A 21,848-nucleotide genomic window follows, 5' to 3' on the forward strand; every position below is an offset into this window, starting at 1 on the left:
AGCTATGTCCTCCTTGTCCGATCCGGAAGAGCCGCGCCCGCATCCGCCGCACGGTGAGCACGGCCGCCCGCCGAGCGGGGCCGAGCGCTGGGCCTCGTACAAGAAGTCGCCGTTCCTGCCGGCCTGCGTGCTGGTCGTGATCCTGGCCGCGGCGGCGGCGCTCTTCGCGGCCTCGTACACCTACTCCATGGCCAATCCGACGCCGCACGACATCCCGACGGCGGTCACCGGGGAGCCGGACGCCGCGCGGCGCAGCGCCTTCGTCGGCGCGATGGAGAAGGCGCTCGACGCCCAGCTCGACCTGAAGCACTACGCCACCCGGGCGGCGGCCCGCGACGCCATCGAGGAGCAGCGGGTCTTCGCGGTGCTGGACGTCCGCGACCAGGGGGCCCGCGTCGAACTGGACCTGTCCAGCGCCTCCGGCGTCTCGGTGGCCCAGGTCTTCCAGGAGGCGGCGCCGGTGGTCAGCAAGAAGACGGGCGTCCCGGTCACCGTGAAGGACCTGAACCCGCTCCAGGAGGGCGACCCGCGCGGCCTCGCCATCTTCTACATCTCGCTGGCCGCCGTGATCATCGGGTTCGTCGGGGCGATCCAGCTGAGCGTGCACGCGCGCGGGCTCAACCCGGCCGAGCGGATCGCGTTCACGATCGTCTACGCGCTCTTCGGCGGCTTCGCCGTGGCGGCCGTCGTGGACTGGGGGCTCGGCGCGCTCGACCTGCCCTTCGTGGAGTCCTGGCTGATCCTCGCGCTGACGATGTTCAGCTGCGGGATGGTCTTCACGATGTTCAACACGTTCTTCCACCGCTGGGCGATGATCCCGACCTGGGGGCTGCTCGTCCTGGTCGGCAACCCGGCGTCCGGCGGGGCGGTGGCGCCGCCCCTGCTGCCGACGGTCATCGGCCGGCTCGGGCAGTGGCTGCCGCCGGGGGCGTCGGTCAACGCCCAGCACACGGCGGTCTACTTCCAGGGCCACCAGCACGCGTTCCCGTTCCTGGTGCTCGCCGGGTGGGCGGTGGTCTCCAGCGGCCTGTTCTGGTTCTGGCGGCACCGGCACCCGGGCGGCCGCGGCACGCAGCCGCTGCACGCGGCACCCGTGTGACGGGCCGGAGCACGCAATAGGCCCCGTCCGGAGACGGGGCCTAATTCCTGTGGCTGGGGCCGGGATCGAACCGGCGACCTATCGCTTTTCAGGCGATCGCTCGTACCAACTGAGCTACCCAGCCACGAAGTCCACGAGGAACTTCAGCGGTCCTGACGGGATTTGAACCCGCGGCCTCCACCTTGACAGGGTGGCGAGCACTCCAAACTGCTCCACAGGACCTTGCTGTTGTGTGCAACAGTGTCGCACACGGACTTGCGTGCCCCCAACGGGATTCGAACCCGTGCTACCGCCTTGAAAGGGCGGCGTCCTAGGCCGCTAGACGATGAGGGCTATCGGCCCGCCTGGGCGCTTCGCAGCGCGTCGGGGACGTGAGAAGCATATGGGATGCGGGGAGCTATCGCCAAAACGGTTTACCCGGGTCCGGGGGAGGCCGCTTCGGAGCCGGTGGGCGAGGGGGTCGCGCCCGGCCGGTTCTCCTTCGGCAGATGGCGGCTGACCTCGGCGGTCGTCAGGCCGAGCCCTCCGAGTCTGATCTCGTCCCAGGCCTGGAGGCGCTTGGTGGTGCTGTCCAGATAGAGCACGGAGGCCTCGACCGGATCGGGGTACTTGTCGTCGACCGCGCGCAGCCCGCTGCCCCCCGTCGAGCCCTCGATGCGCAGCCGGGTACCCAGAGGGAGCAGCTCTGTCTTCTGGCGGTGGATGTGCCCGGCCAGCACCAGCGGCACGGCGCCGTCCGTCTCGCGCGCCGCCGTCGGGTCGTGCGCCAGCGCGATGTCGACCGGGGTGCCCGCCGCCCGCTGGTCGCGCAGGGCCGAGGCGAGCCGGATGCCCGCCATGTGCTCGGCCGGATCGCCCAGGGCCCGGGTGGAGCGGTCCGGGGTGTACTGCGGGTCGCCGGTGCCCGCGATGCGCAGGCCCGCGACCGTCACGGCCCTGCCCTCGTCGAGCACATGGACGTTCTTGAAGCGCTTGCGGGAGGCGAGGTAGCGCTGCGTCGTCCGCGAGTCGTGGTTGCCGCGGATCCACACGTAGGGCGCGCCCAGGTTCTTGATCGGGTCGAGGAAGGCGTTCTCGGCCGCCGAGCCGTGGTCCATCGTGTCGCCGGTGTCGATGATGACCGAGATCCGGTACTGCGCGACCAGCGAGGCGATGATCTTCCACGACGCCGGGTTGAGGTGGATGTCGGAGACGTGCAGCACCCGGATCGTGCTGGGGTCGGGGGAGTAGGCGGGCAGCGTGGACGTCGCGTCGTAGAGCTTGGTGACGTTGGTGACCAGGCGGGCCAACTCCCGCTGGTAGACGTCGAACTCGGTGACGATCGAGCGGGCGCTGCCGACCACCGAGGGCGCCGAGGAGAGCAGCCCGGAGAACTTCGGCTCCAGGACCGAGTCCGGTTTCCAGGTCGCGTACGCGGTCCCGCCCGAGGCCGCGAGGAGCGCGAGGGCGAGCCCGCCGGCGGCCAGGGCGCGGCGCGGGCGCCGGTAGACGGCGAGGCCGAGCGCCGTCGCGCCGGAGACCACCGCCACGCAGGAGCGGACGGCCAGGTCGAGGGTGCCGTGCTCGACGTCGCGGACCACCTCGTCCTGGAGTCCCGAGAGCCGCTCCGGATGGTCGACCAGGGCGCGCGAGCGAACCGGGTCGAGCCGGTCCACGTCGACGTCGAGGCGGATCGGGGCGGTGTGGGAGTCCAGTTCCAGGGCGCCGAGCGGGGAGACGTTGATCTTCGTGCCGCCGGAGACGGAGGGACGCAGCGTCATCCGGGTGTCCATCGGCCCCACGGGTGCGCGGACGCTGCCGACGGCGAGCAGGCCCAGCCAGGCACCGAGCAGGACGACCGCGACCAGGCCGAGGGCGCGCACGAACGGGTGGGGCGGGCGCTCCGGCAGCAGCGCCGGAGCCGGCCGGCGGCGCGAGCGGCGCCGCAGGCGGTGCAGGGTGCGGCGCACGGCGACTGCGGGCGGTCGGGCCATTGCTCCCGTATGCCCATGTGGACGGGTCGATATGCGGTGTCGTACCGGACAATGGACGGGTGCTGGAGATGACGCGCGAGGAGTTCGAGGAACTGGTGGCCGAGGCGCTCGACCGGATCCCGCCGGAGCTGACGCGGCTCATGGACAACGTCGCGGTGTTCGTCGAGGACGAACCGCCCGCCGACGACCCCGGGCTGCTCGGGCTCTACGAGGGCACGCCGCTCACCGACCGCGGTGAGTGGTACGCCGGGGTCCTGCCGGACCGCATCACGGTCTACCGCGGGCCGACGCTGCGGATGTGCGACTCCCGGGAGGACGTCGTCGCGGAGACCGAGATCACCGTGGTCCATGAGATCGCGCACCACTTCGGGATCGACGACGCGCGGCTGCACGCGCTCGGGTACGGCTGAGCGCCGCCCGCCTCTTTGTGCGGGCTTTGTGCGGTGGGCGCGCGGCGCGTGTCTTCTTGCCGGGCGCCGGAGTTGGGAGAGGTGACCCCGTCACGTGCCCGGAGGTGCTCGCCCGTGCGCCAGCTGCCCGTACCGCTTTGTGCCCTACGACTCAGTCGCCTGGCCGCGACGACGGTGGCCGTCGCCGCGGCCGCCGGGTGCATGAGCGTGGCCGACGACGGGCGGCCGCCCGCGCCCGCGCACTCCGCGGCCCACCGCGGCGCCGGGGCGGCGCCCGACGGGGGCACGCTGGTCTCGGACGGCGGGGGCCGCGTCGGGGCGCGGGCCCCGCAGGAGGCGGTGGACGCGGACGGCGCGGCCGCGGCCGCGGACAGCGCGTCCCCCGCCGCCTCCACCTCGCGCGGGGCGCCCTCGCCCCGCCGGACACCGCCCCCGAAGGCGCCGCCCACCCGGGCCACCCCCACGGCCAGGCCGAGCACGCCGCGCGCCACCCCACCGCCGCCGACGCCGCCCAAGGAGACGCCGACGCCGACGCCCGACCCCTCCCCGACGACCGCGGAGCCCTCCTCGTCCGCGCACGAGCAGCAGGCCGCGGCGCACCGGGTGCTGGGCGTACCGGCGCCGCAGGCCGGGAGTCCGGCGTGAGCCCGGCCCGGGTGTGAGCGGGGTCTCAGGGGAGCGGTTTGCCTTGGGGGGTGGTGGGTGCGTATGGTGGTAGATCGTTTGATCCCATTTGCCCGGCGCCGTACAAGAGCGCCGCGTGGCGCGTACTCTCCCTTGCCGTGGCTGGACCGCATTGAGGCGGTCGATTTGCGAAACCGCGAATACACGGAGTTGACGGGCGCGTGCCGAAACTCCGGAAGGTTTCGCATTTCGCATGTCCATTTCTGCTGACCAGAACATCGAGAACACCCCCAACGACGACGCCGTCGAGGCCGTCGAGACCGCCGCTCAGATCGCTGAGACGGCTGAGACGGTCGACACCGCGACCGCTGTCGCCGAGAACGCTGAGCAGGCCGAGGGCGCCGAGGGCGCCGAGCCGACGCTCACCTTCGCCGACCTCGGGCTGCCCGAGCCGGTCGTGCGCAAGCTCGCGCAGAACGGCGTGAGCACCCCCTTCCCGATCCAGGCCGCGACCATCCCGGACGCCCTGGCCGGCAAGGACATCCTGGGCCGCGGCCGCACCGGCTCCGGCAAGACGCTCTCCTTCGGCCTGCCCGTGCTGGCCCGCCTCGCCGGCGGCCGCACCGAGAAGCACAAGCCGCGCGCCGTCATCCTCACCCCGACCCGCGAGCTGGCGATGCAGGTCGCGGACGCCCTGCAGCCCTACGGCGACCAGGTCGGCCTGAAGATGAAGGTCGTCTGCGGCGGTACCTCGATGGGCAACCAGATCTACGCCCTGGAGCGCGGCGTCGACATCCTCGTCGCCACCCCGGGCCGGCTGCGCGACATCATCAACCGTGGCGCCTGCTCCCTGGCGAACATCGAGGTCGCCGTCCTCGACGAGGCCGACCAGATGTCCGACCTGGGCTTCCTGCCCGAGGTCACCGAGCTGCTCGACCAGGTCCCGGCCGGCGGCCAGCGGATGCTCTTCTCGGCCACGATGGAGAACGAGATCTCCACGCTGGTCAAGCGCTACCTGACGAACCCGGTCACGCACGAGGTCGACAGCGCGCAGGGCAACGTCACGACGATGTCCCACCACATCCTCATCGTGAAGCCCAAGGACAAGGCGCCGGTCACCGCCGCGATCGCCTCCCGCAAGGGCCGCACGATCATCTTCGTCCGCACGCAGCTGGGCGCGGACCGCATCGCCGAGCAGCTCTGCGACTCGGGCGTGAAGGCCGACGCGCTGCACGGCGGCATGACGCAGGGCGCGCGCACCCGCGTCCTGGAGGACTTCAAGAAGGGCTACGTCAACGCGCTGGTCGCGACCGACGTCGCCGCGCGCGGCATCCACGTCGACGGCATCGACCTGGTCCTGAACGTGGACCCGGCCGGTGACCACAAGGACTACCTGCACCGCGCGGGCCGCACCGCCCGGGCCGGCCGCACCGGCACGGTCGTCTCCCTCTCGCTGCCGCACCAGCGCCGCCAGATCTTCCGGCTGATGGAGGACGCGGGCGTCGACGCCGGGCGCCACATCATCCAGGGCGGCGCCGCCTTCGACCCGGAGGTCGCGGAGATCACCGGTGCCCGGTCGATGACCGAGGTCGAGGCCGAGTCCGCGGGCAACGCCGCGCAGCAGGCCGAGCGCGAGGTCACCGAGCTGACCAAGCAGCTGGAGCGCGCGGGCCGCCGCGCGACCGAGCTGCGCGAGCAGGCCGACCGCCTCACCGCCCGCGCCGCCCGTGAGCGCGGCGAGGACGAGGAGGGCGTGGCCGCGGCCGTCGCCGCCGCCGCGGAGGCCGCCGCCGTGCAGGCCGCCGAGGCCGTCGCCGCCGAGGTGCCGCAGCAGGCGGAGCGTTCGTCCTCCTACGAGCAGCCGCGCCAGCGCCGCGACGAGCGGGGCAACTTCGAGCGCCGCGACCGTCGTGACGGTGACCGCGGTGGCCGGGGTGGCTTCGAGCGCCGCGACAACGACCGCGGTGGCTTCCGCCGTGACGACCGCGGTGACCGTGGCGGCCGGGGCGGCTTCGAGCGCCGGGACGACAACCGGGGCGGTTTCCGCCGTGACGACAACCGTGGTGGCGGCTTCAACCGCGACTCGCGTGACAGCCGTGGCGGTGGCTTCAACCGTGACGACCGCGGTGACCGTGGCGGCCGGGGCGGCTTCGAGCGCCGGGACGACAACCGGGGCGGTTTCCGCCGTGACGACAACCGTGGTGGCGGCTTCAACCGCGACTCGCGTGACAGCCGTGGCGGTGGCTTCAACCGTGACGACCGCGGTGACCGTGGCGGCGTCGAGCGCCGGGACAACGACCGGGGCGGCTTCCGCCGCGACGACCGTCCGTCCGGCGGCCACCGGGGCAGCGACCGCCCGTTCAACCGCGACCGTCGTGACGACCGGCCCGCCACCGGCGGCCACCGTCCCTACGGCCGCCGCGACGACCGCGCCGGTTCGGGCACGGGTTCGTCCTTCGGGCGCCGTGACGAGAAGCCGCGCTGGAAGCGCAACGGCTGACGCCGGCTGATCCACTGAGGCGGGCCCACCCCATCCGGGGTGGGCCCGCTTTGTCGTGTACGCGCTGCTAAGCTCCGGGGGCCCGTGTACGGGCCATCACTTTTCCTGCTGCCGAGGGGCCCCACACCCTCCATGGCTCACCCATGGTTCAAGGAGGGGCATTGCCTCGTCGTGGTCTTCTGCCGGTGTCGATAGCCGCCCTCATGGCGCTCGGCACGGCGTCCCTCACCGTCGCGGAGCCCGCGGGGGCCTCCTCCGCCGCCGAGACCGTCGTCCCGACGGACGGCCTCTGGGGGCTCGACATCGCGGGCGGCTACCTCAGCACCGTCGAGAGGGCCCCCAACGGGGACCCGTACGTCACCAACCGCACCGTCTCGGCGGACGGCGCCACGGTCGGAGCCGCGGAGCGGCGCGGATTCGCGGGGACGTACGCGGTCGGGCAGCACGCCGAGGGCGTCCCGTGCGACGCGGGCAGCTGCGTGCCGCTGCGGGCGACCGGCAACGGCAACGTCGGCTACTTCAGCGTCAGGAGCGACGGCACCGAGCGGGCGCAGCTCTGGACGAGCCCGGACACGTACCACGGCACCGAACCCGCCGTCACCGGTGGCCGGTTCACCGATGTCAGCGGCCGCTTCTTCGCCTACTCCGCCGCCTCCACCGGCAAGCAGTACGTCGATGTGGTGCAGCAGTCCCGGACGGCGGACGTCCGGCTGACCCGCACCGCGAGCGCCGCGTCCCTGTGGGGGACCCGGCTGTGGGCGCCGGGGTCCGGGGCGGGCGTCGTCACCTCGTACGACCTGAAGACGAAGAAGACCGTCGCGACGGTCTCCACCGGGGCGCCGTGCACGGTCAAGGAGCTTCAGGTGACGGGGCGCTGGCTGTACTGGAACTGCGGGCCGGCCGGCGCGGCGGGCGTCTACGACCTCACCGCGAAGAAGAAGACCACCGTGCCGTCCGGGCCCGCGCTCGTCGGCGACGGCTACCTCGTCCAGCACGACCGGAGCGCGGGGCAGCTGAAGCTGACCGACTTCCACACCGGCACCGCGCAGGCCCCCCGGGCGGTCGCGGAGCTGCCGGCGGGCACCACCGCGGACCAGCGGCGCCAGACCTGGGCCGTGGACCGGTTCGGCGGCGACATCGCGTACCTGGGCCCGGACAAGGCCGTCCACATCGTGCAGAGCGGCGTGCCGTCGCAGGGCCTGGCGAAGATCGAGTCGGACGTCGACGGCACGACCCTGGACGTCAAGGGCCGCAACGCCGCCCCCACGGCCTGGGACAGCAGCTGGCAGTTCAACAAGCCCGCCACCTGGACGTTCACCGTCAAGGACGGCCTCGGCAAGGAGGTGCGCACCCTGCGCGGCGGGGGCAGCGCCGCGGCACGGGTCGAGTGGGACGGCAGGACGGACGCGGGCGGTTACGCCTACAACGGCACCTACTCCTGGACCCTGGCCGCGACCGCCGCCGAGGGCACCGGCACCTTCACCACCACCGGCACCCTCGGCCTCACCGGCGGGCTCCAGGGCCACCACGACCTGGGCGGCGCCCGCTTCGGCGAAATGGTCACCCTCAACTCCTCCGGTGGCCTGACGCTGCACTACACCAAGGGCACGGGCACGCTCGACTGGAAGCAGTCCGGCTCCGGCTGGCCCGCCGGGACGCTGGCCGTCCCGTTCGGCGACATGGGCAGCGACCGCTGCGCCGAACTGCTGGTGCGCACGCCCTCCGGCGAGCTGCGCCGGTACGCGGGCACGTGCGGCAGCGGCGCGTACGTCCCGAACAGCGGCCACACCTCGCTGGGCACCGGGTGGAACGCCTACAACGTGCTGACGGCCCCCGGTGACCTGACCGGTGACGGCCGCACGGACCTGCTCGCCCGCAAGGCTTCCACCGGCGACATCTACGTCTTCGCGAACGACGGCCACGGCACGCTGCTGCCGGGCAGGAAGATCCGGACGGGCTGGCGCACGTACAACCACATCGTCGGCGCCGGTGACCTCACCGGTGACGGCGTCGGCGACCTGCTCGCCCGCGAGAAGGACGGGACGCTGTACCGCTACGACGGCCGGGGCGACGGGACGCTGAAGGACCGGGTCGCCGTGTTCGGCAAGTGGGGCGACGGGTACAACGCGATCGTCGGCGCCGGCGACCTCACCGGTGACGGCAGGAACGACCTGGTGGAGCGGGACACGTCGGGCAACCTCTACCGCAACGACGGCAAGGGCAACGGCTCGTTCACCGGCCGGACGAAGATCGCGACAGGGTGGAGCACGTACAAGGGCGTTTTCTAGGGCTTGTCCGGTCATGATCGGCCGCATGCTGTGCCCCCGGCGAGGGAATCGCTGGGGGCATGACAAGCGAAGCGCACGACGCCACCGACCGGGAACCGCCCCCGAGCGCGCCCGGCTCGGACGAGGAACGGCTCGCCCAGCTCGGCTACACGCAGGTCCTCGCCCGCCGCATGTCCGGGTTCTCCAACTACGCCGTCTCCTTCACGATCATCTCGGTCCTCTCCGGCTGCCTGACGATGTACCTGTTCGGCATGGACACCGGCGGGCCCGTCCTGATCACCTGGGGCTGGGTCGCGGTCGGCCTGATGACGCTCTTCGTGGGCCTCGCGATGGCCGAGATCTGCTCGGCGTACCCGACCTCGGCGGGCCTGTACTTCTGGGCGCACCGGCTGGCGCCGCGGCGGTCGGCGGCGGCCTGGGCCTGGTTCACCGGCTGGTTCAACGTGCTCGGGCAGGTCGCCGTGACCGCCGGCATCGACTTCGGCGCGGCGTCCTTCCTCGGCGCGTACCTGAACCTGGAGTTCGGCTTCGAGGTGACGCCCGGCCGCACGATCCTCCTCTTCGCGGGCATCCTCCTCCTGCACGGCCTGCTCAACACCTTCGGCGTGCGCATCGTCGCCGTCCTCAACAGCGTCAGCGTGTGGTGGCACGTGCTCGGCGTCGCCGTCATCGTCGCCGCCCTCGCCTTCGTCCCCGACCACCACCAGCCGGCCTCCTTCGTCTTCGGCGAGTTCGTCAACAACACGGGCTGGGGCAGCGGCGCGTACGTCGTCCTCATCGGCCTGCTCATGGCGCAGTACACCTTCACCGGCTACGACGCCTCGGCCCATATGACCGAGGAGACGCACGACGCCGCCACGGCCGGCCCCCGGGGCATCGTCCGCTCGATCTGGACGTCGTGGATCGCGGGCTTCGTCCTCCTGCTCGGCTTCACCTTCGCGATCCAGTCCTACGAGGGCGCCCTCGGCTCGGCGACCGGCGCGCCCCCGGCGCAGATCCTCCTGGACGCGCTCGGCGCGACCGCGGGCAAGCTGCTCCTGCTGGTCGTCATCGGCGCCCAGCTCTTCTGCGGCATGGCGTCCGTCACCGCCAACAGCCGCATGATCTACGCCTTCTCGCGCGACGGGGCCCTGCCGTTCTCCCGCGTCTGGCACACGGTCAGCCCGCGCACGCGCACGCCGGTCGCGGCGGTCTGGCTGGCGGCCGGCGGCGCGCTGGTGCTCGGCCTGCCGTATCTGATCAACGTCACGGCGTACACGGCCGTGACCTCCATCGCGGTCATCGGCCTCTACATCGCCTACGCCGTCCCGACGTTCCTGCGGCTGCGCAAGGGGGCCGCCTTCGAGCGCGGCCCCTGGCACCTGGGCCGCTGGTCCGGCGTGGTGGGTGTGGTGGCGGTGGGCTGGGTCGTGGTGATCACCGTGCTCTTCATGCTGCCGCAGGTCTCCCCGGTGACCTGGAAGACCTTCAACTACGCCCCGGTCGCGGTCCTCGTCGTCCTCGGCTTCGCGGGCATCTGGTGGCTGGCGTCGGCCCGCCGCTGGTTCCTGCGCTGACGCGCGTCGCCGATACCCGATCGGTGTTCGCGCCGCGTCGGGCTATGCTCAGGGGTGCGTCGGGGCGGCCCGGCGCGTGGACCCTTAGCTCAATTGGCAGAGCAGTGGACTTTTAATCCATTGGTTGTGGGTTCGAGTCCCACAGGGTCTACCGGGTTGGAGCGCCCCAATCGGGCGCTGGCCAGCAGATACGCCCCCTGAGTCGAGTTCATCGGCTGGGGGGCGTCATCGTTCTCGAGCGTCTCCGCGTCACGGGAACACCACGTCCACTTCACCAAACCCCCACATCGCGGATGATGCAGCTTCACCAGCTCATCCCAGGGGGGACCATGCACCTACGCGCCACCCTCGGCATCCTCGCCACCGGACTGCTCGTCAGCACGTTGGCCGGGTGCAGCACCACCGAGGAACCGAAGACCATCCGCGTCACCGTCACGGAGACCGTCACGAAGGCGCCCGGGCAACAGGCCCCCGAGAAGGACGGCCCGCTCGCGCTGGGCGACGGTGGACGCCAAGGTGTGCAACACCACCGGCGCCGACTTCAGCGTCAGCCAGTCATCTTGGTCCCCGTCGTACAAGGACGGCACCAGCATGGAGACCACCGGCCTGTCCGGTGGTGACATGCCCAAGCCCGAGTTCCCCATGGACAAGACCCTCAAGTCCGGCCGATGCGCACGCGGGAAGATCGCATTTCCCGTGCATGCCGCCACCCGCCCGACCGAGATCGTCTACGAGACCGACGACGGTGCGGCCCCCGCCGAGTGGGCGGTTCCGAAGGTGTGAGGACGTGAAGACGTGGCGCCCGTGGCCGGGACCGCGACCGGCGCCCGAGCCGACCGCCGGTCTCGGCCTCGTACTCAGTCGTCATGTCCCGGCGCGGTCGAGTGCCTTGATGGCCACAGAACCGCCCCCACCCACGGCAGTCCGCGGATGAGGGCGGTTCTTACGTCAGCCGGGAACTCAGTTGTTCTCGCACTGGTTGCCGAACGCCGGGTTGAGCAGCCCGATCACGTCGATCGAGTTGCCGCAGACGTTGACCGGCACGTGCACGGGCACCTGGATGTTGTTGCCGGACAGCAGGCCCGGGCTGTTCTGGGCGTTGCCGTTGGCGGTGGCGCCGCCGCCGGGGCCGTCCCACGCGGAGGCCAGGCCGGCGGAGCCCATGACGACGGTGCCCGCGAGAACCGCGGCGGTGGCGAATGCGCGAATACGCATCGAATCTCCCTGAGAGATGGGGAAAAGGGGATGACTCGACTATCACACTGCCCGTCATGACTTGGCTCGGCGAATTGGTCCATTGGAGGACGTGTCAGGAAAATCAGCGATCGCGGCCCGGCGCCGGCTCGACCCGCACCCACCCGCGGGCCGGCCGGGCGGGCCGCGGAACCCCCGGCACCGCCCGGCCGTGCGCCTGCCAGAGCCGCACCAGGGCCTCGTAGATGGGGGTCTCCGAGGCCCGGTGCGGGTCGCGCTCACGTGGTCCGGTCACTTGTTCTGCAGGACGCGCGCGATCCGCGGACCGAGCCAGCGTTTGAACGAGCGCAGGCTCTGCGTCCGGTCGATCGCCCGGTCGACCCGGTAGTACAGCTGCGGCGGCACATAGGGCAGCAGCGGCGAGTGGCGCTGGCCGAGCAGCGCGAACATCTGGTGGGGCGCCAGATCGACGTAGCGCGTCAGGTTCTCGTACCAGCCGGCGCTGTGCCGCGCCGCGCTCTGCAGGGGCAGCAACGCCCGCTTGCGTACACGCTCGTACTCGCCGAGCGCCGGCTGGAGGGCGGCCGCTCCGCGCAGCGCCTGGGCCAGGGCCATCGCGTCCTGCATCGCCAGGGTGGTGCCGGCGCCGATGGAGTAGTGCGTGGTGTGGGCGGCGTCGCCGAGCAGGACCACATTGCCGCGGGACCAGACGCGGTTGGTGACGGTGCGGAAGTGCTGCCACTGCGCCGGGCCCGCGACATCGGTCCGGCCGATGAGCGGGTGGCCCTCCAGCGGTTCGGCGAGCAGCTTCTCCATGAGCCGCAGGGCGTCGTCCCGCTCCATGGTGTCGAACCCGAGCCCCGACCAGGTCCGCGGCGCACACTCCACGATGCAGGTGCTGTGCTCGCCGTCGAAGCCGTACGCGTAGCACCACAGCCAGCCGTGGTCGGTCTCCACGAACGCGAAGGTGAACGAGCGGAAGACCTTCGTCGTGCCGAGCCAGACGAACCGGTTGCGCCCCGGGGTGACCTGCGTGCCGAAGTGGTCGGCGTACCGCTCGCGCAGCCCGCTGCGGGCGCCGTCCGCGGCCACCACCAGGTCGGCGTCGAGCAGCGGGTCCTCGGGTGTCACCGCCCGGTCGAAGTGGACCTGGACGCCGAGGGAGGCGGCCCGTTCGGTCAGGATGCGCAGCAGCCGGTGCCGGCCGATCGCGAAACCCTCGTCACCGTGGTGGACCGTGACCTGGTCGCGCACGTGCGCGACGCCGTCGCTCCAGCGCACCGAGTGTTCCTGGATGCCGCGCGCGGACGGCGCGTCGTGGGCCATGAGGGTGTCGAGCATGTCGGGCCAGTAGGTGACGCCCCAGCCGTAGGTCGCTCCCTCCGGGTTCTTCTCGAAGACGGCGATCTCGTGGCCGGGGTCCTGCGATTTCAGCAGGATCGCCAGGTACAGGGCCGCGGGCCCTCCCCCCACGCAGTGCACCTTCATGTGGTTCCTCTCGTCACGGGGCCGGCGGCACGGGGCCTCGTCCGGGAAACGACGGCACGTCCCGATGGTTCTTTCGGGAGGTGTCCCGGTACTGACCGTTACTGACCGTGTGCGCTGCCGTTGAACACCCCGACGGCTGCGACTCCGCGGCCGCACTGCCAAGCAGAAGGAGAACGTGATGTCGCGCATCGCGAAGGCAGCCGCTGTCGCTCTCGGCACGGGTGCCGTGGTGGTCGGTGGAGCCGGTCTGGCCGCGGCCGACGCCGGTGCTCAGGGTGCTGCCACCAACTCCCCGGGTGTCCTGTCGGGCAACCTGCTCCAGGTCCCCGTCCACATCCCGGTCAACGTCTGCGGCAACACCGTGGACGTCATCGGCCTGCTGAACCCGGCGTTCGGCAACCAGTGCGCCGGCGACACCGACCGTGACCACGGCCACCACGGCCACGGCGGGTACGACGACAACGGCAACGGCGACCACGGTCACGGTGGCCACGGCCACGGCGACCACGGCTACGGCGGCTGAGTATCGCGCGTTCCTGACGGCCCTCGGCACGGTGATGCCGGGGGCTTTCGCCTGCCCGGGGCCGCTCACGCGTACTGGTACAGGGCGTGGTGGTCGAGCATGGCGCTGACCGGGATGTCCCACGGCGGCATCGTCTCGTCCGCGGCCAGGACCCGGCGGCGCTGGGAGTCACCGATCCCGAGCGGCCGGGCGGGGAGATAGGGGACGGCGTCCGGATGGCGCTCCCGCCACCGTGACCAGCACAGGTCGACGAAGGCGTGGTGCAGCCAGAAGACGGGGTCGTTGACCGAACCGGCGCCGAGCATGTGCCCGCTCACCCAGCGGTGGACGCGGTTGTGGTTGTACCAGGTGCGGTCGCCGCGGCGGCTGGGCCAGCCCTCCAGCTTGTTGCGGAACCCGGCGGGCACCAGCGAGTTGTACGGCGGCGCGTCGTAGACGGACTCCCGCATCGCTCCGGCGAGTTCTTCCTCGTCCGGCAGCTGGACCGGGTCCTGCGGCCGGCCGAAGTCCCGGGTGAGGAAGTCGCCGTCCGTCACGGAGACCTTGACCGGCCACGCGCCGTGCGCGGAGGCGAAGGGGCCGGTGGTGACCTGGTGGTCGGAGCGGCGGCCGTTCCCGCCGAGGAAGTCCGCGTCCCACAGGGAGGCGCCCGGGGTCCGGTCCACGGTCCAGTCCCAGTACGGCACGGTGACCGAGGGGTCCACCCGTCGCAGGGCCGTCTCGAAGTCCAGCAGGAACTTGCGGTGCCAGGGGAAGAACGACGGGGTCATATGGGCCACGCGCAGGCCGCCCTCCCCGTCGGCGGTGTAGAAGTCGATGTGCGTGCGGACGAAGTCGTCGTAGCGGCCCGTGCGTTTGACGGCGAGCACGGCGTCGACGAAGCGCTTCTTCTCCGTCTTCGTCAGCGCGCTCTGGTTCTTGCGGATGTGCACCACGGGCCGTCACACCTTCCGGTCGCGCAGGGGCGTCGGCCGGCCTTCGTGGGCCCGCAGGCGCTGGCCGCCGAGCTCCACGACGGCTCCGCGCGCGGCGGCCAGCGGGTCGGCGTACGAGTCGTAGTGGTCGACCATGCTCAGGTACGTGCCGTCGGCCCGGCGCATGAGGTGCAGCGGGCGACCGTCGACGGTGACCTGCCAGGACTCCTCCCCGCCGGGTGCGGCGGCGGGCAGCCGGATCCCGGTGATGCGCCGGCCCAGGTAGATCTCGTCGAACGCGCCGGGGCCGGGGGCCGCCCGGGGGCCCGGCTCCGGGTCGGGCCCGGCGGGGGAGCGGAGCCTGACCACCGCCGCCGTGGTGGCGGCGGCGCCCAGCAGGACCAGGGCCGCGCCGCGGCGGGTCAGTGGCATTTCGGGATTCACGTCCGCCTCCTCGGCGAGCAGATGGCAGGGGTCAGCTCGTCCAGAAGTCCCACCAGCGCGTCAGCACGAGCATGCCGACGGCGGCGACGTGCAGGGTGGGCGGCACCCAGGTGAACTCGGCGAAGAAGGTGCGCACCGCGGCCGGGGCGGGCAGGAAGCCCGCGCGGACGGTGAACGAGGTCAGGGACCAGAACAGGATGATCGTCGCCGTCCAGGCCAGACAGCACCACAGGCAGAGCGAGTTGATCCGGTACAGCGACTGGAACTGCAGCCAGGACACGAACCCGACCCCGAAGAGGCAGCCCGCGGTGCAGGTCAGCCAGTACCAGCGCGGGAAGCGCGCCCCGGCCAGCAGGCTCACCCCCACGCAGAGCACCACCGCGTAGGCGACGAGCCCCAGCATGGGGTTGGGGAAGCCGAAGACGGCCGCCTGCTCGCTCTTCATGATGTTGCCGCAGGAGACCACCGGGTTCAGGCTGCATCCGGGCTGGAACCCCGGGTCCTCCAGCAGCTTGAACTTGTCGAGGGTGATGACCCAGGACGCGAGGACACCGGCGGCCCCCGCGAGTACGAGGACCAGCGCGAAGGGCAGGCTCCGGTCGGCGGGGGCCGGTCCTGCGGACCGGGGCCCGCGTCCGGACTGGGCGGGGACGGACGCGGCGGCCCGCTGTTGGTCGATGCTCACGCGTGACTCCTTGACGGCCCGGACGGGGTGCTGGGACGGCCCGCGGGCGCTAGCTGCGGATCCGGCGGACCGGCAGCAGGCAGTGCGCGGCGGCCGTCAGGGTCGCCTCGTCGCCCACGAAGGCCTGCAACTCCTCCTCGGTGACGGGCTTGCCCGGGGCCGCGGCGGGCCAGGGCCGGGTGGTGAAGATGAAGTAGGCGGTGCCCTTGGCCTCCGCGGCCGCGAGCCACTCCGGCGGGGCCGGGCACTGGGCGTTCAGCGGCGCCATGGAGACGACGGCCTGGCCGGCCTCGACGAGCAGCGAGACGGGGAAGCTCGGCTGGCGCACGCCGCTGTGGACGGTGGCGCCCACGGTCAGTCCGTTGTTGCCGAGGAGGGTGCGGATCGCCGTCTCCGCGGCCTCGGGGCCGGCCGGGGAATCGCCCAGGGAGTAGGCCAGGAGGAAAGGCGTGTCGCCGTCGCCTTCGGCGCTCTCTCCGCTCCAGGCGATGACGGCCAGGGTGCCCAGATCGGCCGGACGGAATGCGGTCTCAATGCTCGGCGTAGAAGTCACCGAGCAAGCCTAGCGAGGCCGCGGCCGGGCCTGGTTCGGAATTCACTCGATCGGTGGAATTCTTGAGGTAAAAAGCCGGAGGCCGTCCGGGAACCGGAATTCTCGGACGGCCTCCGCGGAGCCCGCGGACTTTTATTCGAACGAAAAGACGGGCCTTTTACCGGCCGAGCGGGAGACCGCCGAGGAGGCCGGCCGGAGCGCCGGCGGTGCCCTTGGCGTTCAGCCCCTCGGTGACCCCGGTGACCGTACCGACAAGACCCTTCTCGTGCTTGGGGTCGAGGAGGTTGGTGTCCACCGGCGACGCGAGCGTCGGCTGGTTGGTGATCGTCGTCAGGGCGTCGCTCACTCCGCCGTTCAGGCTCATGGGGGGCATGTCCGAGGCAAAGGCGGGAGCGGTGGCCCCGGCGATCACCAGGGAGCCGGCTACGACAGCGGCGGCCTTCAGAGCCTTCATGGTGGGTCCTTCCTTCGACGATGATCCTGCTTCGACCGCTACAACGAGCGGCCGCGCCGACAGAAACTGCGCCGGCTCCCGATCCGCCGATCCCACCCGAAGGAAGGCCGCCGCCGTCGCACAGCTGGACTCAGGCGCCGGGCGCGGTGGACGACTGCTGCTGGACGGGGGCCGACAACTCCTTGACCAGCGCGGTCACGGCCTGCGACAGCTGCTTGGTCGCGGCCGCCATGTCACCCGACGCCGCGCCCTTGACCAGGGCGTCGACGGCGGACGACAGCTGGGCGGCGGCGTCCGACGGCTCGGCGCGCTCGTCTGTCGCCTCGTCAGCATCCGTCTCCCGCGCGGCCTGCGGCTCGCGCGCGGCGTGCTCCTTCTCGGCCTTCGCGAGGGCGTCGTCGATGGCGGCGGTGTGCTTCTGCACTTCCTGCGGGGCCATCTTGGCGCCCTGCGGCTGCAGAAGGCCGTTGAGCAGGCTGGTGATCGGGGTGAGCAGGCTGGTGACGCCCGCCAGCGGGTTGGGCGCATCGGCGGGCGCGGCGGGGGCCGTCCCGGGCGCGGGGTCGAAGGACACGAACGTACGACTGTCCCGCTCGCCTGCGGAGTTCGCGGCGAACGCGGGCGTCGCGGCACCGATCAGGAGGGAGGCGCAGAGAACGGAGGTCGCGAGGCGTCGTACGGGCAGTGCGGGCATGGGTTCGCCTTTCGAGCGTGAGTTGACCTTGAGATCACGGTGGAGCGACCCACCACGACCTGCAACCGAACCGCGCTCATACGGGCCAACGCAGAGCGGCCGCCCCCCGGAAAGGGGGGCGGCCGCTCACGAGCCGACTGGCCGTCAGTCGTTGGCGCAGGTGTTGCCGAAGGCCGGGTTCAGCAGGCCGATGACGTCGACGGTGTTGCCGCAGACGTTGACCGGCACGTGCACGGGCACCTGCAGGAGGTTGCCCGAGATGACGCCGGGCGAGTTGGTGGCAGCACCCTGCGCGCCGCTGTCGGCGGTGGCGATGCCGGCGCTGCCGGCCATGGCGGCGGCGGCCACAGCGGAGAAGACGACTGCCTTGGCGGTACGCGACATGAACATGCTCCTTGGGGGTCGTTCTGTTCGGCCGGGGCAGGCGCCCGGCTTGTGGTGCAACGCGGCGGCGGTCTCCGGGGTTGCGGCTCCGAACGGGTGAATAGCCGTTAGGGCATTGCAGTGCGTCACGGAGTGGCGCGGTGTGGCCAGCGGTAATTTCACAAGTCCAACACACATCATGTATCAAGTGAAACTCGCTGTCCCGTGACTACTGTTGGCCGTCCCTCGTTCGGGTCGGTATCCACCCCGGGGTCAACAGGTAAGTGTGACTTTCTTATTCGCCGCTCGTTGCTGCAAGAACCTGCTCATTCCTGAAAGGGAAGTCGGCCGTGCGAAAAGTCCAAGGCTGTCTCCTGCGCCGTACGACGGTGTGCCTGCTGTCCCTGGCGGTGCTGTCCCTGCCCGGCCGGGCGACCGCGACGGCGCCGGGCCCCGAGAAGTCCCGTATCCCGTTCGCCACGCGGTACGACGCCGTGCTGCACGGCGGGGTCGTGCGGGCGGCCAACGCGGCGATCACCTGCCGGGGCGCCGACTCGGTCAAGAAGGTCGGCTGCCCGGCCGCGCGGTCGGGCGCGGCGGCGGGCAACGGCGACTTCGACATGTTCTACACGGATGTCGACAGCGACCCCAACACCTACAACTCGACCCGGGCGGAGGTCCGGGTCCCGGCCGGCGCCCGGGTCACGTACGCGCGGCTGTACTGGGGCGGGAACCTGCGGGTCGGCGAGCAGAAGCCGCCGCGTGACAACGGCCGCGTCCTCGTGGCCGAACCGGGCGGCCAGTACAAGGAAGTGCTGGCCGACACCCCCGTCGGGCACCGGGTGGCGCACGGCGCCGACGCCTTCCAGGCCTCCGCGGACGTCACCCCTCTGGTGCGCTCCGGCGGGTCCGGGCTGTGGACCGTGGCCCAGGTGAACGTCGCGATGGGCCGCTCCGCCGCCGGGGCCTGGGGCGGCTGGACGCTCGTGGTCGCCTACGAGAAGAAGTCCGCGCCGCTGCGCCACGTCTTCGTCCAGGACGGCTTCGACGCCGTCGGCAAGGGCCGCCCCGCGCAGACCTTCCACCAGCGGACGGCCCCGGCCGCGGGCACCGGCGGAGTCGTGGGACTCGTCGCCTACGACGGTGACCGGGGGACCGGCGGCGACGCGCTGACCCTGGCCACCGGCCGCAAGAAGTCCGTGGCCCTCTCCGACCGGGCCAACCCGGCGCGCGACGTCCTCAACTCGACCATCAGCGAACCCGGCACGCACCCCGCCCGGCGCCTGCCCGCCCATGCCAACACCCTGGGCTACGACTCCGACGTGTTCCCGCTGGGCCGGTCCGTGCGGCGGGGCGCCAGGGCTCTGGACCTGCGCCTGGCCTCCTCCGCGGACGCGGCCTGGACCGGCGTGCTCTTCGGCGCCGTCGACGTCCGGTCCTGAACCGCACCCCGGCCCGGCCGAACTCCGTTCCTCAGCCAAGGAAAAAGGCGATGCCTGTGACGTCCGCACCCGTGCCGCCCCACGTGCTGCACGTGACGCAACCGGTCGACGGCGGAGTCGCGCGCGTGGTGGCCGACCTCGTCCGCGGGCAGCTCGCCGCCGGGATGACCGTCTCGGTGGCCTGCCCCGCGTCCGGCAGCCTCCCCCGGCTGCTGGCCTCCTCGGGCTGCGCGCTCCTGACCTGGGAGGCGTCCCGCTCCCCGGGAAAGGGGCTGGTCCGCGAGGGGCGGCGGCTCGCGGCGGTGGTGGCGCGGGTGCGGCCCGACCTCATCCACGCGCACAGCGCCAAGGCGGGCCTGATCACCCGGCTCGTCGTCCGGGGCCGCGTCCCCACCGTCTTCCAGCCGCACGCCTGGTCCTTCGAGGCCGTCCGGGGCGTTCCGGCCCGGCTCGCCCTGCACTGGGAGCGGCTCGGCGCGCGCTGGGCCGCCCGGCTGGTCTGCGTCAGCCGCGCCGAACAGCGCACGGGCACCGGCCGGGGCATCGCGGCCGAGTGGCGGCTCGTCCCGAACGGGGTCGACCTGCGGCGCTTCCACCCGGCGGCGCCCGACGACGCGCCCCGCGACCGGGACGGCGCGGGACCGCTCGTCGTCTGCGTGGGCCGGCTCTGCCGGCAGAAGGGCCAGGACCTCCTCGTCCAGGCGTGGCGGGACGTGCTGCGCGAACTGCCGCGGGCGCGCCTGGTGCTGGTCGGTGACGGGCCCCAGGAGCAGGAGCTGCGGACCATGGCGCCGCGGGCGGTCCACTTCGCCGGGGCGGTCGACGACCCGGTCCCCTGGTACCGCGCGGCGGACCTGGTCGTCATGCCCTCCCGCTGGGAAGGCATAGCGCTGGCGCCGCTGGAGGCCATGGCCTGCGGGAGCCCGGTGCTCCTCACGGACGTGGCCGGGGCCCGCGAGAGTCTGCCGGCCCCGCTGGCCGAGGCGTGCGTCGTCCCCCCGGAGGACCCCGCGGCCCTGGCCCGCGCGCTCGTCCGACTGCTGCGCGACCCCGAAGGGCTCCGCGCCCACGGCCGCGCCGCCCACCGCCACGTGCACGCCCACCACGACGTACGGCACACAGCCGCGGCGGTCGCGGAGGTGTACGGCGAGCTTCTGGGTCTGGAGACCACCGCACACAGAGAGCCGAGCACGACGTGACCCCGGATCAGACCGTTGCCCCCGCCCTGGTCGTCCCTCAGCGGACCACCGTCGGCGCCAAGTTCGACCCGGTCGGCGGCCCCGCCCGGGACCACTCCACCCATACGCTCCTGCTCGCCGCCGACACGACGGCGGCCCTGCTCGGCACGGCCGCCCTCACGCCGGTGGAGCCCCGGCCGCTGCTGATGGCCTGCTTCGTCCTGCTGGTCCTCGCCCTGCACCGGGGCGCGGGCCTGTACCGGCGGACCGAGGGACGGCACGTCCTCGACGACTGCCCCGCCCTCACCGGCCGCGTGCTGACCGCGTGGTGCGTGCTGACCGCCGCCTCGGCGACCCTGCCCCTGCTGCGGCCGCTCCCGCTGCGCGCGGTGGCGGCCGGGTGCGCCCTGCACGCGGTGCTCGCCGTCGCGGGCCGGGCGTTCGTCCTGTGGCGGCGCCGGGTGGCCCTGCTGCGCCGGCCCTGCGCGACCCTCCTGCTGGGTCCGGAACCGGCGGCGAGCCGGGTCGCCGCGGCCCTCCAGCGCCACCGGCCCAGCGGCGTCCGCCTTGTCGGCATCGTCAGCGAGGAGCCGCCCGGCCCGCGCGCGCCGGGCGAGGAGCCCACCGTGCCGGTGCTGACCACCGCGGACGACGTACGGCGCGCGGTGATCCAGAACGGGGTGCGGCGGGTGATCCTCCTGGGCAGCGCCGGCTCCCCCGCCTACCGCCCCTGGCTGCGCGGCCTGGCGGAGCTGCGGTGCGAGTTCTGGGAGCTGGACCCGCACGTGTCGGCGTACGTGCCCGATCGGGGCGGGGCCGACAGCCATCTGGCCGGATTCCGCTGCCGGCCGCTGAGCGGGGCGGCGCAGCGGCTGCACCCCGGCAAGCGCGCCCTGGACCTGGCCGTCTCCGGCGCACTGCTGGTCCTGGTCAGCCCGGTGCTCCTGGTCTGCGCGCTGTGGCTGCGGGTCAGCGAGGGGCCCGGAGTCGTCTTCCGCCAGGAGCGCGTCGGCAAGGACGGCCGGACCTTCACCCTGCTGAAGTTCCGCACGCACCGCCCGGCGGACCCGATGGAGGCCGCGACGCGCTGGAGCGTGGCCAACGAGCACCACATGCCGTGGTTCTGCCGGTTCCTGCGCCGCACCTCGCTGGACGAACTCCTCCAGCTGTGGAACGTCTTCCGCGGCGACATGAGCCTGGTCGGTCCCCGCCCTGAACGCCCGTACTTCGTCATGAAGTTCGGCGAGACCTACCCCGGCTACAGCGAGCGGCACCGCGTACCGACCGGCATCACCGGTCTCGCGCAGATCAACGGGCTGCGCGGCGACACCTCCATCGAGGACCGCTGCCGGTTCGACAACGCCTACATCGACAGCTGGTCGCTCTGGCGGGACCTGACCATCCTGGCCCGCACGGCGACCGAGTTCTTCCGCCCTACGGGAAGTTGACGAAGTGACAGCCGTCCC

The 21,848-nt window shown here is 72.4% G+C and carries 21 protein-coding genes and 4 tRNA genes; 12 read left to right on the forward strand and 13 right to left on the reverse strand.

Annotated features, from left to right (window positions below; translation table 11 throughout):
- Window positions 1-4 precede the first annotated feature (4 nt).
- On the forward strand, window positions 5-1,099 hold the full coding sequence (locus tag ABZY33_RS20370) for an ABC transporter permease (RefSeq protein ID WP_356493007.1): 1,095 nt from the start codon (window positions 5-7) through the stop codon (window positions 1,097-1,099).
- Between the two features lie 50 nt (window positions 1,100-1,149).
- Here the strand turns inward: ABZY33_RS20370 and ABZY33_RS20375 are convergent.
- From ABZY33_RS20375 to ABZY33_RS20390, 4 genes are all read right to left on the reverse strand, one after another.
- Window positions 1,150-1,223: transfer RNA gene (locus ABZY33_RS20375), tRNA-Phe, on the reverse strand.
- 23 nt (window positions 1,224-1,246) lie between these two features.
- A tRNA-Asp gene (locus tag ABZY33_RS20380) sits at window positions 1,247-1,321 on the reverse strand.
- 38 nt (window positions 1,322-1,359) lie between these two features.
- A tRNA-Glu gene (locus ABZY33_RS20385) sits at window positions 1,360-1,432 on the reverse strand.
- Between the two features lie 80 nt (window positions 1,433-1,512).
- A complete protein-coding gene (locus tag ABZY33_RS20390; RefSeq protein WP_356493008.1) occupies window positions 1,513-3,072 on the reverse strand; it encodes a metallophosphoesterase in 1,560 nt (519 codons plus the stop codon).
- A gap of 59 nt (window positions 3,073-3,131) precedes the next feature.
- Here ABZY33_RS20390 and ABZY33_RS20395 point away from each other — a divergent pair, with 59 nt between their 5' ends.
- From ABZY33_RS20395 to ABZY33_RS20425, 7 genes are all read left to right on the forward strand, one after another.
- Window positions 3,132-3,482 (forward strand): metallopeptidase family protein, encoded by a 351-nt coding sequence (locus ABZY33_RS20395; RefSeq protein ID WP_356493009.1) that lies wholly within the window; start codon window positions 3,132-3,134, stop codon window positions 3,480-3,482.
- 114 nt (window positions 3,483-3,596) lie between these two features.
- Window positions 3,597-4,127, forward strand: coding sequence for a hypothetical protein (locus ABZY33_RS20400; RefSeq protein ID WP_356493010.1), 531 nt, complete (start codon window positions 3,597-3,599; stop codon window positions 4,125-4,127).
- 232 nt (window positions 4,128-4,359) lie between these two features.
- Entirely contained in the window at window positions 4,360-6,606 is a 2,247-nt protein-coding gene (locus ABZY33_RS20405) for a DEAD/DEAH box helicase (RefSeq protein ID WP_356493011.1), read from the forward strand.
- Window positions 6,607-6,767: 161 nt separating this feature from the next.
- Window positions 6,768-8,894, forward strand: coding sequence for an FG-GAP-like repeat-containing protein (locus ABZY33_RS20410; protein ID WP_356493012.1), 2,127 nt, complete (start codon window positions 6,768-6,770; stop codon window positions 8,892-8,894).
- Window positions 8,895-8,953: 59 nt separating this feature from the next.
- A complete protein-coding gene (locus ABZY33_RS20415; RefSeq protein ID WP_356493013.1) occupies window positions 8,954-10,450 on the forward strand; it encodes an amino acid permease in 1,497 nt (498 codons plus the stop codon).
- 78 nt (window positions 10,451-10,528) lie between these two features.
- Window positions 10,529-10,601 (forward strand) — tRNA-Lys (locus ABZY33_RS20420).
- Between the two features lie 353 nt (window positions 10,602-10,954).
- Window positions 10,955-11,233, forward strand: a complete 279-nt coding sequence (locus tag ABZY33_RS20425) for a hypothetical protein (RefSeq protein ID WP_356493014.1) — start codon at window positions 10,955-10,957, stop codon at window positions 11,231-11,233.
- Window positions 11,234-11,410: 177 nt separating this feature from the next.
- On the opposite strand, the gene ABZY33_RS20430 is transcribed toward ABZY33_RS20425, so the two are convergent.
- The gene (locus ABZY33_RS20430) at window positions 11,411-11,665 is read right to left on the reverse strand and encodes a chaplin (RefSeq protein ID WP_356493015.1); all 255 of its coding nucleotides are present in this window, start codon (window positions 11,663-11,665) and stop codon (window positions 11,411-11,413) included.
- A 270-nt stretch (window positions 11,666-11,935) separates the two neighbouring features.
- The gene (locus ABZY33_RS20435; RefSeq protein WP_356493016.1) at window positions 11,936-13,132 is read right to left on the reverse strand and encodes an FAD-dependent monooxygenase; all 1,197 of its coding nucleotides are present in this window, start codon (window positions 13,130-13,132) and stop codon (window positions 11,936-11,938) included.
- A 178-nt stretch (window positions 13,133-13,310) separates the two neighbouring features.
- Between ABZY33_RS20435 and ABZY33_RS20440 the strand changes: the two genes are divergently transcribed.
- Window positions 13,311-13,655, forward strand: coding sequence for a chaplin (locus ABZY33_RS20440; RefSeq protein ID WP_356493017.1), 345 nt, complete (start codon window positions 13,311-13,313; stop codon window positions 13,653-13,655).
- A 65-nt stretch (window positions 13,656-13,720) separates the two neighbouring features.
- On the opposite strand, the gene ABZY33_RS20445 is transcribed toward ABZY33_RS20440, so the two are convergent.
- The 7 genes from ABZY33_RS20445 to ABZY33_RS20475 form a co-directional block, all read right to left on the reverse strand.
- Window positions 13,721-14,590: a tyrosinase family protein gene (locus tag ABZY33_RS20445; protein ID WP_356493018.1), complete on the reverse strand. Its 870-nt coding sequence runs from the start codon at window positions 14,588-14,590 to the stop codon at window positions 13,721-13,723.
- A 6-nt stretch (window positions 14,591-14,596) separates the two neighbouring features.
- Window positions 14,597-15,001, reverse strand: coding sequence for a tyrosinase cofactor (locus tag ABZY33_RS20450; RefSeq protein WP_356493052.1), 405 nt, complete (start codon window positions 14,999-15,001; stop codon window positions 14,597-14,599).
- 43 nt (window positions 15,002-15,044) lie between these two features.
- Window positions 15,045-15,605 (reverse strand): vitamin K epoxide reductase family protein, encoded by a 561-nt coding sequence (locus ABZY33_RS20455; RefSeq protein WP_356493053.1) that lies wholly within the window; start codon window positions 15,603-15,605, stop codon window positions 15,045-15,047.
- Between the two features lie 142 nt (window positions 15,606-15,747).
- On the reverse strand, window positions 15,748-16,251 hold the full coding sequence (locus tag ABZY33_RS20460; protein ID WP_356493019.1) for a DUF5949 family protein: 504 nt from the start codon (window positions 16,249-16,251) through the stop codon (window positions 15,748-15,750).
- Between the two features lie 157 nt (window positions 16,252-16,408).
- A complete protein-coding gene (locus tag ABZY33_RS20465) occupies window positions 16,409-16,705 on the reverse strand; it encodes a hypothetical protein (RefSeq protein WP_356493020.1) in 297 nt (98 codons plus the stop codon).
- Between the two features lie 130 nt (window positions 16,706-16,835).
- The gene (locus ABZY33_RS20470; RefSeq protein WP_356493021.1) at window positions 16,836-17,399 is read right to left on the reverse strand and encodes a hypothetical protein; all 564 of its coding nucleotides are present in this window, start codon (window positions 17,397-17,399) and stop codon (window positions 16,836-16,838) included.
- Window positions 17,400-17,543: 144 nt separating this feature from the next.
- Window positions 17,544-17,783, reverse strand: coding sequence for a chaplin (locus ABZY33_RS20475; RefSeq protein ID WP_356493022.1), 240 nt, complete (start codon window positions 17,781-17,783; stop codon window positions 17,544-17,546).
- Between the two features lie 329 nt (window positions 17,784-18,112).
- Here ABZY33_RS20475 and ABZY33_RS20480 point away from each other — a divergent pair, with 329 nt between their 5' ends.
- Genes ABZY33_RS20480 through ABZY33_RS20490 form a run of 3 tightly spaced genes read left to right on the forward strand, consistent with a single transcriptional unit; the run spans window position 18,113 to window position 21,830 of the window.
- Window positions 18,113-19,204: a DUF3344 domain-containing protein gene (locus tag ABZY33_RS20480; RefSeq protein WP_356493023.1), complete on the forward strand. Its 1,092-nt coding sequence runs from the start codon at window positions 18,113-18,115 to the stop codon at window positions 19,202-19,204.
- Between the two features lie 50 nt (window positions 19,205-19,254).
- The gene (locus ABZY33_RS20485) at window positions 19,255-20,403 is read left to right on the forward strand and encodes a glycosyltransferase (RefSeq protein WP_356493024.1); all 1,149 of its coding nucleotides are present in this window, start codon (window positions 19,255-19,257) and stop codon (window positions 20,401-20,403) included.
- Complete coding sequence (locus tag ABZY33_RS20490; RefSeq protein WP_356493025.1) at window positions 20,400-21,830, forward strand: exopolysaccharide biosynthesis polyprenyl glycosylphosphotransferase; 1,431 nt, start codon at window positions 20,400-20,402, stop codon at window positions 21,828-21,830. The genes ABZY33_RS20485 and ABZY33_RS20490 overlap by 4 nt, the downstream gene beginning before the upstream one ends.
- The last annotated feature ends 18 nt before the right edge of the window (window positions 21,831-21,848 follow it).

The organism is Streptomyces sp. NPDC006552 (assembly GCF_040611655.1).
In the GTDB taxonomy this organism is placed as follows: Bacteria; Actinomycetota; Actinomycetes; order Streptomycetales; family Streptomycetaceae; genus Streptomyces.

What these genes read in the sequence shown, in the direction of transcription:
- ABZY33_RS20370 (WP_356493007.1), top strand. Translation starts at nt 5, where the DNA reads ATGTCCTCCTTGTCCGATCCGGAAGAGCCGCGCCCGCATCCGCCGCAC.
- ABZY33_RS20390 (WP_356493008.1), bottom strand. Translation starts at nt 3,072, where the DNA reads ATGGCCCGACCGCCCGCAGTCGCCGTGCGCCGCACCCTGCACCGCCTG.
- ABZY33_RS20405 (WP_356493011.1), top strand. Translation starts at nt 4,360, where the DNA reads ATGTCCATTTCTGCTGACCAGAACATCGAGAACACCCCCAACGACGAC.
- ABZY33_RS20415 (WP_356493013.1), top strand. Translation starts at nt 8,954, where the DNA reads ATGACAAGCGAAGCGCACGACGCCACCGACCGGGAACCGCCCCCGAGC.
- ABZY33_RS20430 (WP_356493015.1), bottom strand. Translation starts at nt 11,665, where the DNA reads ATGCGTATTCGCGCATTCGCCACCGCCGCGGTTCTCGCGGGCACCGTC.
- ABZY33_RS20435 (WP_356493016.1), bottom strand. Translation starts at nt 13,132, where the DNA reads ATGAAGGTGCACTGCGTGGGGGGAGGGCCCGCGGCCCTGTACCTGGCG.
- ABZY33_RS20440 (WP_356493017.1), top strand. Translation starts at nt 13,311, where the DNA reads ATGTCGCGCATCGCGAAGGCAGCCGCTGTCGCTCTCGGCACGGGTGCC.
- ABZY33_RS20450 (WP_356493052.1), bottom strand. Translation starts at nt 15,001, where the DNA reads ATGCCACTGACCCGCCGCGGCGCGGCCCTGGTCCTGCTGGGCGCCGCC.
- ABZY33_RS20465 (WP_356493020.1), bottom strand. Translation starts at nt 16,705, where the DNA reads ATGAAGGCTCTGAAGGCCGCCGCTGTCGTAGCCGGCTCCCTGGTGATC.
- ABZY33_RS20470 (WP_356493021.1), bottom strand. Translation starts at nt 17,399, where the DNA reads ATGCCCGCACTGCCCGTACGACGCCTCGCGACCTCCGTTCTCTGCGCC.
- ABZY33_RS20475 (WP_356493022.1), bottom strand. Translation starts at nt 17,783, where the DNA reads ATGTCGCGTACCGCCAAGGCAGTCGTCTTCTCCGCTGTGGCCGCCGCC.
- ABZY33_RS20485 (WP_356493024.1), top strand. Translation starts at nt 19,255, where the DNA reads ATGCCTGTGACGTCCGCACCCGTGCCGCCCCACGTGCTGCACGTGACG.